The 13115-nt window shown below is 66.3% G+C and carries 9 protein-coding genes; 6 read left to right on the forward strand and 3 right to left on the reverse strand.

Features of this window, described 5'->3' with window-relative positions; genetic code table 11:
• Window positions 1–42: 42 nt before the first annotated feature.
• Both GJ698_RS01300 and GJ698_RS01305 read left to right on the forward strand, forming a co-directional pair.
• A complete protein-coding gene (locus tag GJ698_RS01300; protein ID WP_154355777.1) occupies window positions 43–372 on the forward strand; it encodes a CzcE family metal-binding protein in 330 nt (109 codons plus the stop codon).
• A 95-nt stretch (window positions 373–467) separates the two neighbouring features.
• Window positions 468–1088, forward strand: a complete 621-nt coding sequence (locus GJ698_RS01305; protein ID WP_154355778.1) for a M17 family peptidase N-terminal domain-containing protein — start codon at window positions 468–470, stop codon at window positions 1086–1088.
• 3 nt (window positions 1089–1091) lie between these two features.
• Here GJ698_RS01305 and GJ698_RS01310 read toward each other — a convergent pair whose 3' ends face one another.
• The 3 genes from GJ698_RS01310 to GJ698_RS01320 all read right to left on the reverse strand — a co-directional run bounded on the left by GJ698_RS01310 (window position 1092) and on the right by GJ698_RS01320 (window position 8204).
• A complete protein-coding gene (locus GJ698_RS01310) occupies window positions 1092–2390 on the reverse strand; it encodes an MFS family transporter (protein WP_154355779.1) in 1299 nt (432 codons plus the stop codon).
• 67 nt (window positions 2391–2457) lie between these two features.
• Window positions 2458–2805, reverse strand: coding sequence for a response regulator (locus tag GJ698_RS01315; protein WP_154355780.1), 348 nt, complete (start codon window positions 2803–2805; stop codon window positions 2458–2460).
• Window positions 2802–8204, reverse strand: a complete 5403-nt coding sequence (locus tag GJ698_RS01320) for an AAA family ATPase (protein ID WP_154355781.1) — start codon at window positions 8202–8204, stop codon at window positions 2802–2804. Before GJ698_RS01320 ends, GJ698_RS01315 begins: the two co-directional genes overlap by 4 nt.
• Before the next feature lie 180 nt (window positions 8205–8384).
• Between GJ698_RS01320 and secD the strand changes: the two genes are divergently transcribed.
• The 4 genes from secD (at window position 8385) to GJ698_RS01340 (ending at window position 13091) form a co-directional block, all read left to right on the forward strand.
• Window positions 8385–10250 (forward strand): protein translocase subunit SecD, encoded by a 1866-nt coding sequence (gene secD / locus GJ698_RS01325; protein WP_154355782.1) that lies wholly within the window; start codon window positions 8385–8387, stop codon window positions 10248–10250.
• Window positions 10251–10265: 15 nt separating this feature from the next.
• Window positions 10266–11288, forward strand: a complete 1023-nt coding sequence (secF, locus tag GJ698_RS01330) for a protein translocase subunit SecF (RefSeq protein ID WP_154355783.1) — start codon at window positions 10266–10268, stop codon at window positions 11286–11288.
• A 483-nt stretch (window positions 11289–11771) separates the two neighbouring features.
• Window positions 11772–12872 carry a calcium:cation antiporter gene (locus GJ698_RS01335; protein WP_154355784.1) on the forward strand — a complete coding sequence of 367 codons (1101 nt, stop codon included), beginning with the start codon at window positions 11772–11774 and terminating at the stop codon, window positions 12870–12872.
• Between the two features lie 30 nt (window positions 12873–12902).
• Window positions 12903–13091, forward strand: a complete 189-nt coding sequence (locus tag GJ698_RS01340; protein WP_154355785.1) for a DUF1653 domain-containing protein — start codon at window positions 12903–12905, stop codon at window positions 13089–13091.
• Window positions 13092–13115 lie beyond the last annotated feature (24 nt).

Raw genomic sequence — 13115 nt, forward strand, 5'->3', positions numbered from 1 at the left:
TTTCTACAATTGTTTCACTAACCAACTGAAACGGAGAAAATCATGTTCAACTTCACCACCGCCCCACAAAAACGCCTGCTGCTGGCTGCAATCTTTGCTGTGAGCTGCGCCGGCGCCCATGCCGCCAATAATTACGGCAGCACCGCGCCGCAAACCGCCGCTGAAAAACTGATCGCCGTCGGCCCGCAGACCAAATACATCAACGTCGACAACGGCGAAACCGTGACCTTTGTGCACGGTCACGAAATGTTCACCTGGAACTTCCGCACCCTGCACGAGTCCGACAGCTTCAAACTGGCCGATATCGCTCCGGCAGGCTTCGACGCCGGCAATGTCGAAGTCTACGTGGCCCGCGATCCGCTCTACCGCTGAAGCAGGCTTGCGTCACGGCCCTGTCTTTTGGCAGGGCCGTGGCCGGGCGGCGGGGCGGTAACATCGGAGCTTTGTCATTACAAGGATACGCTGCCATGAACGCCATTCCCGACCGCCTGCCGATCGGCTCCGCCGACGGTGTTGTCTTCGACGTCGCCGCCTGGGGCCCGGCCAATGCCGGAGTCGACCTGAGTGTCGCCTGCATGTTCGAGCACGAGGCGGGCGGCGCGCCGGTCGCCGGCGGACTGCTGGCGCTGGACCAGGCGCTGGGTGGCCATCTGACCCGGCTGCGGGCTGATGGCTTCTTCCTTGGTCAAGCGATGGAAACGCTGCTGATCTCGCAGCCGCCGCAAGACATGGCGCCGCGCGCGGTGCTGGTCATCGGACTCGGCGATCCGGACACGCTGGATGGCGACCGGCTGCGGCAAGCCACCCGCGTCGCCATGCACGAGGCGATCCGCCACGGCGCGCGGACCATGGCTTTCGCCCCGAGCGTGCTCGATGGCGGCCTTACCGACAACGCCAAACTGAATATGCAGGAAGTGATGCTGGACGGGATGCTCAGCGCCTTGCGCGCCGAGCTGGCATTGGCCGCGGCCGGCCTGGCGCCGCGGCCGCTGCTCGAACAGTGCACCTTCGATGTCGGCGCGCCGCGCCTGGCCAATGCGGCGCAGGCGTTTGCGGCGGCCTTCGAAACCCTGTTCGAGGCCGACTAGCGCTCAGTGGTCGGTATGCAGGTAGGACGGCGTCTTCGGCAGGCGCATGCTGACCAGGAAGGCGATCACCATCATGATGGTGACGTAGATGAAGAACCAGTCCTCATGGCCGGCGTTCTTGAACGACAGGCCGACAAACTCGGCCGAGCCGCCGAAGATGGCGTTGGCGATCGCATACGACAAGCCCACGCCCAGTGCCCGCACTTCCGGCGGGAACATCTCGGCCTTCACCAGGCCGCTGATCGAGGTGTACAGGCTGACGATGGCCAGCGCCAGGGTGATCAGCGCGAAGGCGAAGAAGCTGTTGCTGTTGCCGCGCAGGATTTCCAGGATCGGATACGTGGCCAGCGTGCCCAGGCCGCCGAACAGCATCATCGAATGGCGGCGGCCGATGCGGTCGGCCAGCATGCCGAATACCGGCTGCATGCACATGTACAGGAACAGCGCGCCGGTCATCACCACGCTGGCCGTTTTCGGCGCCATGCCGGAGGTGTTGACCAGGTACTTCTGCATGTAGGTGGTGAAGGTGTAGAAGATCAGCGAACCGCCGGCGGTATAACCCAGCACGGTGAGGAAGGCGGCGCGGTGGTACTTGAAGATGCCGGCCAGCGTGCCGGCTTCCTTCTTGTTCAAGTCCTCGGCCTTGCTGGTTTCGTGCAGCGTGCGGCGCAGCATCAGCGACACCAGCGCGGCCACCGCACCCACCACGAACGGCACGCGCCAGCCCCAGGCCTTCAGTTCAGGCTCGGTCAGGAACTGCTCCAGGATCACTACCGTCAGCACCGCCAGCAACTGGCCGCCGATCAACGTCACGTACTGGAACGACGAGAAGAAGCCGCGCTGGCCGCGCAGCGCGACCTCGCTCATGTAGGTGGCGGTGGTGCCGTACTCGCCGCCGACCGACAGGCCCTGGAACATGCGGATGATCAGCAGCAGGATGGGCGCGGCGACGCCGATGCTGGCGTAGGTCGGCAGCACGGCGATGGCAAGCGAGCCGCCGCACATCATCAGCACCGATACCACCATCGATTTCTTGCGGCCGACGCGGTCGGCGATGCGGCCGAACATCCAGCCGCCGATAGGGCGCATCAGGAAGCCCACCGCGAACACGGCGGCCGATTTGAGGAATTCTGCTGTGGAGTTACCGCTGGGGAAGAACTGGCTGGCGAAGTAGATGGAGGCGAAGGAGTAGACGTAGAAGTCAAACCATTCAACCAGGTTGCCGGAGGAGGCGCTGATGATGGCGAAGACGCGTTTGCGCTTCTCTTCGGCGGAATAATGCGGCTGTGCTGTTACTGTCATTCGTGTCTCTCTAGAAATAATTCGCTATCGATTGTAAAGCATCTGGCGGGATGCCGCAGGCGGCGGACTAAGCGGCTTGCAGTGTGGCCAGCAGATCGTCCAGGTCCATCGGCTTGGGCAGCACCCTGGTCACGCCGCCGAGACCGGCGCCGACCGCGCCGCGCGCCGTCATGACCACCACCGGGATGGCGGCGACCGCCGCATCCTGCTGGCGGGCGGCGATGAACTGGTAGCCGTTCATGACCGGCATCATCAGGTCGAGCAGGACCAGCGCGGTGCGCGGGTGGCGGTGCAGGTAGGCCAGCGCGTCCCGGCCGTTCTCTGCGGTGGCGGTGCCGTAGCCTTCGGCTTCGAGGAACTCGCTCAGCACGGCGCGGATGTCGGCGTCGTCGTCGACGATGAGGATGGTCTTCATGGCAGCGCGCCGCCGCCGTCCAGCGGCAGCATCACGGTGAAGGTCGAGCCTTCACCAAAGGAGGAACTGACGTGAATGGCGCCGCCCATGTTGCGCAGGATCTCGCTGACGATGTACAAGCCCAGGCCCAGGCCGCCGAAGTTGCGCACCGAGACCGCCCGCTCGAAGCGGCCGAAGATGCGCTCCAGATGCTCGGCCTCGATGCCCATGCCCTGGTCGATCACCTGTATCACGGCCTGCGTCGCGTCGCTGCGGACATCGACGGCGATCGGCTTGCCGTTGCCGTATTTGAAGGCGTTCGACAGCAGGTTGTGGAACACCTGTTCGATGCGCAGCCGGTCCCAGTTGCCGACCACCGGGGCGTCGCAGTGGATGGTCAGCGCCGAGCCGGCCGGCGTGCTTTCGCCGCTTTCCTGCAGGCGCTCCAGCACATCCGCCAGCACTTCGCACAGGTCGACCTGCGTGCGTTCCAGCTGCAGCTGGCCGCCGGTGATGCGGGCGATGTCCAGCAGTTCGTTGACCAGCCGCTCCAGCCGCTTGCCCTGGCGTTGCAGCATCGCCAGGCTTTTCGCCAGCCAGGCCGCGCTGTCCGGATTGGCAAACAGCGTTGGCAGGCGCCGTTCGATCAGGTGGATTTGCAGTTGCAGCGGCATCAGCGGCGTGCGCAGCTCGTGCGAGGCGACGGCCAGGAAATCGTCGCGCACCTGGATCGCTTCCCGCGCCTCCTTGTACAGCTTCGCGTTGTCCATGCCCAGGGCGCAGCGGTCGGCCAGCTTGCGCGCCACCGCCAGGTCTTCGCCGTCGTAGCCGCGGCCGGACTGGGCGACGATAAAGGTCAGCACGCCCAATGTGCGTTCGCGCGCCACCAGCGGCACCGCGATCAGGGCGCGCGCGCCGATTGCCTGGATCAGCCGGAAATGGGCGTCGTCGCTGGCCAGGCTGCGCAGCTGCTGGTCGCTGATGTGCGGCCACAGCAACGCTTCGCTCTGATGCAGGGTCTCGGTCAGGCGGCGCCGATGCGGATCGCCGGCGCCGATCGAATACTGGCGCAGCGCGGCGGCCAGTTCGGCCTGCGCCGGGTCGGCAAACGCCAGCTGCGCGCGCTGGACGGCGTGCTCGCCGCTGACCAGGTCGAGGAAGCACCAGTCGGCAAACGCCGGCACCGCCAGCTGCACCACGCGCACCAGCGTCTCGGCATAGTCCAGCGATTCGGCCAGCGCCGCGCCGGCGCCAGCCAGGAAGCGCGCGGCTTCTTCCGCGCGCCGGCGCTCCATCAGCCACAGGCTGTTTTCAAGCGAGATCGCCGCCTGCGCGGCCAGCGCCTGCACCACGTCCACGCGCTGCGCGGTGAAGGCGCGCGCCATGGCGTTGTTCTCCAGGTACAGCAGGCCGATCACCTGTTCGTGGCGTTTCAGCGGCACGCACAGCACCGAGCGCAGGCGCCGCTGGCGCACGGCGGCGTCGGCGGCAAACGGGCCGTCGACGGCGGCGTCTTCCAGCACCAGCGGCTGCTTCAGGCGCGCCACGTAGCGGGCGATGGAGCCGGGCAGCATGGTGCAGTCGGCCAGCGCGGTATCTTCCAGCGCGATGGTGGTGGCGTCGTCCACCGCGATGCGCGCGCGCACCCTCAGCGTCTGTCCTTCGCCCAGCAGCAGAATCCCGCGCTGGGCGCCGGCCACTTCCACCACGATTTGCAGGATGCGGCGGAACAACTGCGCCGGCAGCGTTTCCGCCGCGATGGCCTGGGCCGCCTTGATCAGGCCGAGCGCGTCATGCGCGTGCGCCGCGCCTGGCCGCGTGGCGTCGTCGCGCGCAATGGCGATGCGTTGCGCATAGCCGTGCTGCAAGGCGTTCAGCTTGGCCGTCGCGCCCCAGGCGCGGTAGCCGTCCAGCGCCCCGTTCAGGTAGACGGCGGCCAGGCGCGGCTGGTTTCGTTCCAGCAGCAGGCGCGCCGCCAGCTCGTTGGCCAGCGCGGCGTCCTGGATGAAGCCCTGTTGCCGGGCGCCGTCGATGGCGGCGCCGAACAGCTCGATGGCCTGCCAGGGCGCGTCGCTGAGGCGCGCCATTTCGGCTTCGACCATCTGCAGCTTGTGCTGAAAATTCTCCGGGCAGTAGCGGGCCCAGGTTGCCAGCTGCGCCAGGTGCGGCGCCAGCGCGTCCGGCGGCGCCTGCTGCGTGCGCAGCAAGGTCAGCGCGCCATAGAAGCTGTGCTCGGCCGAGGTCACCATGCCGAGAATGCCGGCCGCGATGAACGTAGCGCCTTCGTCGACGGCGCGGCGCGCGGCCGGCATATCGTCCAGCAGGTAGGCCGCCTGCAGGCGCGCCACCCAGAACTGGCCCATGGCGGTCTGGTTGCCGCCGGCGTCGCGCTCGAAGCGGGCCTGTTCGAAATCGTCGTCGTCGAAGCTGGTGGCGCTGCGGGTCCGGCCCATCAGGGTGCGCGCCAGCTGGCGGAACGGCAGCGAGATCTCGGCGCCGGTGCGGTTGCGGAAGCGGTTGGCGAAGTCGATGGCAAGGTCGGCGTCGGCCAGCAGTTCGGCCAGCGGCACGCCGGCCGGCAAACCGTTGATCAGCAGGCCGCACAGATTGAAGGCGGCATACGCCAGTTCGCCCGATTCGACGCCGGCGCGGTGGCCTTCCTCCATGATCGGCAGGCTGTCGCGCAGCGGCGCGCGCCAGGCGTGCACCACCAGGCCGAACACTTCGAGCGTGCGGCTTTCCTCGGCGCGGTTGCCGAAGCGGCGCGCCATCGCCAGCGCCAGCTTGCCGAATTCGTAGCCGACGTCGTACTGCCCGGTGAGGGCGTTGTGCAGCGCGCCGTAGAACACGTAGGCGTAGGCCGAATAACCGGAGGGGCCGTGCAGCAGCGACAGGTTGGTGCTGCGCGTGACCAGGAAGGTCAGCACCGCCGAACCGCTGAAATAGGCCGGCGGCCCCAGCAGCGACAGCAGGCGCATCACGGCGCGCGTGTCGTCGTCTTCGACCTCGGGCTGGTGCACCAGGTCGGCGATGGCCTGGCCGCCGACGTTGCGCATCACCGCCGCGGCTTCGGCCTGGTTGGCGTCGGCCAGCGTGTCGAGCGGCCACTCGTGGCCGAACACGGCCAGGCCCTCGCGGCCCCAGCGCAGCGCCGCGGCCCAGTCGCCGGCCACGGTGGCGGCCAGCACGCGCAGGCTGTACAGGTCGGCCCTGGCGATGCGCGACGGCGCGTGGTCCAGCGCGGCGTCCACGAACAAATCGGCAGCCGCATGCTGCCCGGTCAGGTAGGCGCATTCGGCCAGTTCGCGGTGCAGGGCGTAGCTGAGCGCCGGCTGCGTCTGCCACGCGTCGGGCGGCAGTTGCTGCTGGCCGTGCATCAGGTAGGCGTAGCCGGCGTCATAGGCGGCCGAGTCCTTGGCCTTGCATCCCGCCGCCAGGTTGCGTTCGGCCAGCGCCAGGCGTTCGGCCGGATCGGTGATCAGCTCGGCGCCCAGGTTGAACTGGTCGACGATGTCGAACAACTGTTCCGCCAGGCTGCCGTTGGCCTGGCGCAGGCGCTGGCGGCCGATGGCAAGGTGCAGGGCCTGGCGGCTGGCGGGCGGCAGCAGCGAATACGCGGCCTGCTGCACGCGGTCGTGGACGAAGCGCATGGTGACCGGTTGCTGGGTGAATTCGTGGCCGAGGGCGGCGGCCGGGCGCGCGCCCTGGTAGGCGTCGCGCAGCGGCACCAGCAGGCCGTCTTCCAGCGCCGGCCACAGTTCGCTCAGCGCGGCGGCGCTGCTGCGGCCGGTGACGTCGGCCAGCGTGTCCAGCGCGAACTGGTGGCCGATGCAGGCGCCGGCTTGCAGCAGCGCCTGGGTCGCCTTCGGCAGGCGGTCGATGGTCTGCACCATCAGCGCCAGCACGTTGTCGCTGACCGGAGCGCGCTGGATCTCGTCCATGTCCCAGTGCCAGGCCTTGGATTCGGGCACGTAGCGCAGCAGGCCCTGCGCGTGCAGCTGGCGCACCAGGCGGCGGATGAAGAAGGGATTGCCGGCGGTTTTTTTGGTCAGCAGAGCGGCCAGCGCGGCGCAACGGCCGGCGTCCTGGTCAAGCGCGTCGGCCAGCAACGCCGCCACATCGTCGACGTCAAGCGGATGCAGGTGGATCTGCGGAACGCTGCCGGGCAGCTCGGCGCTCAGCGCCCGGGCGTGCGCCTGGCCCGCCGTGCTGTCGCGATAGGCGCCGACGATCAGCAGATGGCCGGCCTTGCCGTCGCCCAGCCATTGCCTGATCAGCGCCAGCGAGCCGGCGTCGGCCCATTGCAGGTCGTCGAGGAACAGCACGAACGGATGTTCAGGCCGGGCGAACACGCGGAGGAAGGAGGTGACCACCTGGCCGAAGCGGTTCTTCGATTCGGTGGCTTCCAGTTCGGCCGCCGGCGGTTGCGGGCCGAGTATGGCTTCGATTTCGGGGATGACGTTGACCAGGATCTGGCCGTTCGGCGCGACCGCCGCCTGGATGCGCTGGCGCCATACGGCCAGCGTGGTGTCCGGCTCGGTCAGCAACTGGTGTACCAGGCTGCGGAAAGCATGCACCAAGCCGGCATACGGCACGCTGCGCTGCAACTGGTCGAATTTGCCGGAGACGAAATAGCCACGGCAGGCGGCCACCGGCTTGTCCAGCTGCGCCACCAGCGCGGTCTTGCCGATGCCGGGATCGCCGGTGACCAGCACCAGCTCGCGCCCGCCGGCGCGGACGCGCTGGAAGGCGTCCAGCAGCACGTCGCTTTCGCGACGGCGGCCGTACAGATGGTCGGTAATCAGCGGCGCGCGCGTGGTGTCGCACGCGCCGAGCGCAAACCGCGGCACCTGGCTGCCGCGGCGCCATTGCGTGCCGATCTCCTGCAGGTCGGCGGCCAGGGCGTCGGCGCTCTGGTAGCGCTGCTCGGGCTCTTTCTCCAGCAGCTTGAGCACCAAGTCGGACAGGATGGCCGGCACCTGCGGGTTCACCGTCGCCGCCGGGTGCGGCTGGCGCGCCAGGTGCGCGTGCACCAGTTCAAGCGGATCGGCGCCGGGGAAGGGCGGTGCTCCGGTCAGCAGCGCATGGAAGATCGCACCAAGCGAGTACAGGTCGGCGCGCGCATCGGGCGAGCGGCCGGTACGGCCGGTCTGCTCGGGCGACATATAGGCCGGGTCCAGCATCTCCGGCGCGGAGGCGGCGTCGCTCAGCCGCACCTGCCGCATGGGGGCGCTCCACGCCACATTGGCCGGATTGAGCGCGCCATGGATCAGGCCTGTGTGATGCAGATGAGAAACTTTACGCGCCAGTTGCTGGGCGATCTCCAGGAAGTCGCCAACCGGCAGCGGCGAACCGATGAGGGCGCCCAGCCGCATGGCGGTGACGGCTGCTTCGGCGGAGGGCGATTCGCTGCTGCGCATGACTTTTCATCGTTATCTGGCGTGGAATTACATCTTACCCGACGGCTATTGCTTTTTACCGGCTTCAGCCGCAATCGCGCGCGTGTGCATTTTGGAAATATTTTTTTGCATGGCCTTGCTTATTGAAACAACAATCCCATCTCCAGCGCACCCTATCAACAACCTCAACTAGTGGGATTTATGAATCGATACCCAGTCTGGAAATACATCCTGATTGCCGTCGCCATTCTGCTCGGTGCGCTGTACGCCGTGCCGAACTACTTTGGCGAATCGCCGGCGGTGCAGGTCACGAGTGGCAAGTCGACAGTCAAGATGGCGCCGGAGATGACCGCCAGGGTGGCGGAAGTGCTGGCCAGGGAGGGCATCGCCACCGATGGCGTCAGCTACGACGGCGCCGGCGCCTACGCCTCGGTGCGCGCGCGCTTCGCCACGCCGGACATCCAGTTCAAGGCCAAGTCGGTGCTGGAGAAGGGCCTGAACGCCGATGCCGCCGACCCGAGCTACCTGGTGGCGCTGAACCTGCAGGCCGACACGCCGCAATGGATGCAAAGCCTGCACGCGCTGCCGATGTACCTCGGCCTCGATTTGCGCGGCGGCGTGCATTTCCTGATGCAGGTCGACACCAGGGCGGTGGTCAACAAGCGCGTGCAAGGCATGCAGGCCGCGACGCGCGCCATCCTGCGCGACAAGGGCGTGCGCCACGCCGGCATTGAACGCAACGACAACGTCATCGATATCCGGTTCCGCGACGACGCCACGCGCCAGAAGGCCAAGGATGTGCTGAAAGGCCAGATCGGCGACCTGCTGTTCGTCGACAGCGGCGAGGGCGGCGAGCTGAAAACGTCAGTGAGCCTGAAGCCGGAAGCGCTGAAGCAGGCCATCGAGGACGGCGTCAAACAGAATATCTCCACCTTGTCCAAGCGCGTGAATGAGCTGGGCGTGGCGGAGCCGGTGATCCAGCAGCAGGGCGCGGACCGCATCGTGGTGCAGCTGCCGGGCGTGCAGGACGTGGCGCGTGCGCGCGCCGTGATCGGCCGCACCGCGACGCTGGAAATCCGCCTGGTGGACGACTCCATCACGCCGGGCGCCGAGCTGTCGTCGGCGATTCCGTTCAATTCGGAGCTGCTGACGGCGGGCCGCGGCGCGCCGCTGGTGGTGTCGAAGGACGTGGTGCTGAGCGGCGACGACATCACCAGCGCCGTCGCCAGTATGGATTCCAACCAGCAGCCGGCGGTCAGCGTCGAATTGAACAGCGATGGCGGACGGCGCATGCTGGAAGCCACCAGCAGCCATGTCGGCAAGCGCCTGGCGATCGTGCTGTACGAGCGCGCCGGCAAGCCCGAACTGCTGTCGGCGCCGATGATCCAGGAAGAACTGCGCAACCGCTTCAACATCACCGGCATGGGCAATGCGGAGAACTCGGCCGAACTGGCGCTGCTGCTGCGCTCCGGCGCGCTGGCCGCGCCGATGGACGTGATTGAGGAACGCACCATCGGCCCGGCGCTGGGCGCGGAGAATATCAGCAAGGGTGTGCATTCGACCCTGTACGGCTTCGCCGCGATTGCGCTGTTCATGGTCGTCTACTACATGATGTTCGGCGCCTTCAGCGTGATCGCATTGGCCTGCAACCTGCTGTTGCTGGTCGCCGTGCTGTCGCGCATGCAGGTGACGCTGACTTTGCCGGGCATGGCGGCGATTGCGCTGGCGCTGGGCATGGCGATCGACTCCAACGTGCTGATTAACGAGCGTATCCGCGAAGAGCTGCGGTCCGGCGCCTCGCCGCAGCAGGCGATTGCCGCCGGCTTCGACCGCGCCTGGGCCACCATCATCGACTCCAACGTCACCACGCTGATCGTCGGCATCGCGTTGTGGGCGTTCGGCTCCGGCCCGATTCGCGGCTTTGCGCTGGTGCATACGCTAGGCATTCTGACGTCGATGTTCTCCGCCGTGTTTGTGTCGCGTGGTGTGGTCAACCTGTGGTATGGCCGCAAGAAGAAGCTGCAATCCATCGCCATCGGCACCGTCTGGGTGCCGGGCCAGAAATAATCAGGGGACATCGACATGGAATTTTTTCGCATTAAAAAAGACATACCGTTCATGCACCACGCGCTGGTGTTCAATGTCATCTCGGCGTTGACCTTCGTCGCGGCCGTGTTCTTCCTGCTGCATCGCGGGCTGAATTATTCGGTGGAGTTCACCGGCGGTACGGTGATGGAGCTGAAATACCAGCAACCGGCGAATCTGGAGCGCATCCGCCATACGCTGGAAACCATTGGCTACGAGCAGCCCGAAGCCACCGGTTTCGGCACCGCGCATGATGTGATGCTGCGTCTGCCGGTGGTGAAAAACGTCAGCGCCAAGGATGCCTCGGCGCTGGTGTACGACGCGCTGTGCAAGGCCGAAAATGGCACGATGAAGCAGATCGACAGCGTGACCGCCAAGGGCGAGCATGTGGTCAAACGGGCCTGCTCTGACAATGCCGGCGCCGAACTGGTATCGCTGCAGAAGGTGGAATTCGTTGGCCCGCAGGTCGGCGACGAGCTGGCGCAGAATGGCCTGAACGCGCTGGTGATGGTGGTGATCGGCGTGATGATCTACCTGGCCGTGCGCTTCGAATGGAAGTTCGCGGTGGCGGCGATTATCGCCAACCTGCATGACGTGGTGATTATCCTCGGCTTCTTCGCCTTCTTTCACTGGGAGTTTTCGTTGACGGTACTGGCTGGCATCCTGGCGGTGCTGGGCTATTCGGTGAATGAATCGGTGGTGATCTTCGACCGTATCCGCGAAAACTTCCGCAAGCAGCGCAAGGCGTCGGTGCAGGAGGTGATCGACAACGCGATCACCTCTACCATCTCGCGCACCATCATCACCCACGGCTGCACGCAGATGATGGTGCTGTCGATGCTGTTCCTGGGCGGGCCGACGCTGCACTACTTCGCCATGGCGCTGACCATCGGCATCTGCTTCGGCATTTACTCGTCGGTGTTCGTCGCCGCCGCGGTGGCGATGTGGCTGGGCGTAAAACGCGAAGACCTGATCAAGCCGGTCAAGGAAAAAGAAGAAACCGACGGCGCGGTGGTTTGAACGGGGAGGGGCTAGCCTGAAAAGCACCCTGGCCGTAGCGGTGTGCGGGGTACGCGGGTGCCGCGTGCTTTTACGGCGGCATACTGCCAAGGTGAAGCACGCCTATCCCGTAATCCGATTGCCGAGCGCCCCGCGCGCCAGTGGTAGAACGACAGCGCGGCGGTTTAAACGGGGTACAGCGGAAAAACAGCCGGTACTCATCCCGGCTAGCCTGAAAAGTACCCCCAAACGAAAGGGTCAGACCCCGTACGGGGTCTGACCCTGGCCGCAGCGGTGTGCGGGTTGTGCGGGTGCCGCGTGCTTTTACGGCGACAGGCCGCAGAGGTCAAGCACGCCTACCCAGTAGTTCGATTGCCGAGCGCCCCGCGCGCCAGTGGTAGAACGACAGGACCTGGAGCCGACGACGCAGCTGAGGCACGCCTAACCCGTTATCCCCCTTCCAGACATGTTATTGTCCGGGCTACTCTTCAGCCAGGACCGCCCATGAAAATCCAGACATCCTTGCCCGCATGGACCATCGCCGCGCCTGTCGCCGGATGGCTTGCGTTATTGGCCAAATCGCTGATCGGCGGCGACGGCCCGCCCGGCGTGCTGCTGTTGCTTGTGCTGGCCGCATGCCTGTTCGCCGGCGTGCTGGCCGCAGTGTTCCACGCCGAAGTCGTCGCGCATAAAATCGGCGAACCATTCGGCACGCTGGTGCTGGCAGTGGCCGTCACCTCGATTGAAGTCGCGCTGATCGTCTCGCTGATGGTTGCCGGCGGCGCCGAAACCACCGGCCTGGCGCGCGATACCGTTTACGCCGCCGTCATGCTGATCCTGAACGGCATGGTCGGCCTGTGTCTGCTGGCCGGCGGCGGACGGCACGGCGAACAAAGCTTCACCGCCACCGGCGTCTCGGCCGCGCTGGCGACGCTGGCCGCCATCTCCGTGCTGACCATGGTTCTGCCGAACTACACCACCACCACGCCCGGCCCGTCCTACAACACCAGCCAGCTGATTTTCATCGCGGTGGTCTCGCTGGTCCTGTACGGCACCTTCGTGCTGGTGCAGACCGTGCGCCACCGCGAGTACTTCCTGCCGCAGCAGCCAGCCGACGGCGCGGCGGAAGACCATGGCCCGGAAACGCCCACCCGCATGGCGTGGATCAGCGGCGCGCTGCTGCTTGCCTGCCTGGGATGCGTGGTATTGCTGGCCAAGTCGCTGTCACCCTCGCTGGAGGCGGCGGTGCTGAGTTTCGGCGCGCCGAAAGCGCTGGTCGGCATCATCATCGCGGCGGTGGTGCTGCTGCCGGAAGGGATCGCGGCATACCAGGCCGCGCGCGCCAACCGCCTGCAAACCAGCTTGAACCTGGCGCTCGGCTCCGCGCTCGCCAGCATCGGCCTGACGATACCCTGCGTGGCCATCGTCGCGCTGCTGAACGGCTGGACGCTGACGCTGGGCATCGACATCAAGTCCACCGTGCTGCTGATTCTGTCGCTGATCGTCACCTCGCTGTCGCTCACCGGCGGCCGCACCACCATCATGCAGGGCACGATACTGCTGACGATTTTCGCGGTCTACCTGTTCGTCACCATCGTGCCCTAAAATGGCGGTTTTTAGCAAAGGAGGGACAATATGCGATTCAGGCACTACAAAGGCGGCGAATATGAACTGGTGTGCGAGGCAACCATGGAGGCCGACCTGACGCCGCTGATCGTCTACCGCGCCGCCAATGGCAGCATCTGGTGCCGGCCGCGCGCGGTGTTCTTCGAAGAGATTGAGGTGGACGGTAAGCGCGTGCCGCGTTTCGCACCGATCGAGTAGACCAGCAAGAACGCGGCCCCGCCG

Origin of the sequence: Duganella aquatilis (assembly GCF_009674565.1) — a bacterium.
Lineage (GTDB): Bacteria > Pseudomonadota > Gammaproteobacteria > Burkholderiales > Burkholderiaceae_D > Rugamonas > Rugamonas aquatilis.

Coding starts and splice junctions, on each gene's coding strand:
- GJ698_RS01300 (WP_154355777.1), top strand. CDS start 43: ATGTTCAACTTCACCACCGCCCCACAAAAACGCCTGCTGCTGGCTGCA.
- GJ698_RS01305 (WP_154355778.1), top strand. CDS start 468: ATGAACGCCATTCCCGACCGCCTGCCGATCGGCTCCGCCGACGGTGTT.
- GJ698_RS01310 (WP_154355779.1), bottom strand. CDS start 2,390: ATGACAGTAACAGCACAGCCGCATTATTCCGCCGAAGAGAAGCGCAAA.
- GJ698_RS01315 (WP_154355780.1), bottom strand. CDS start 2,805: ATGAAGACCATCCTCATCGTCGACGACGACGCCGACATCCGCGCCGTG.
- GJ698_RS01320 (WP_154355781.1), bottom strand. CDS start 8,204: ATGCGCAGCAGCGAATCGCCCTCCGCCGAAGCAGCCGTCACCGCCATG.
- secD (WP_154355782.1), top strand. CDS start 8,385: ATGAATCGATACCCAGTCTGGAAATACATCCTGATTGCCGTCGCCATT.
- secF (WP_154355783.1), top strand. CDS start 10,266: ATGGAATTTTTTCGCATTAAAAAAGACATACCGTTCATGCACCACGCG.
- GJ698_RS01335 (WP_154355784.1), top strand. CDS start 11,772: ATGAAAATCCAGACATCCTTGCCCGCATGGACCATCGCCGCGCCTGTC.
- GJ698_RS01340 (WP_154355785.1), top strand. CDS start 12,903: ATGCGATTCAGGCACTACAAAGGCGGCGAATATGAACTGGTGTGCGAG.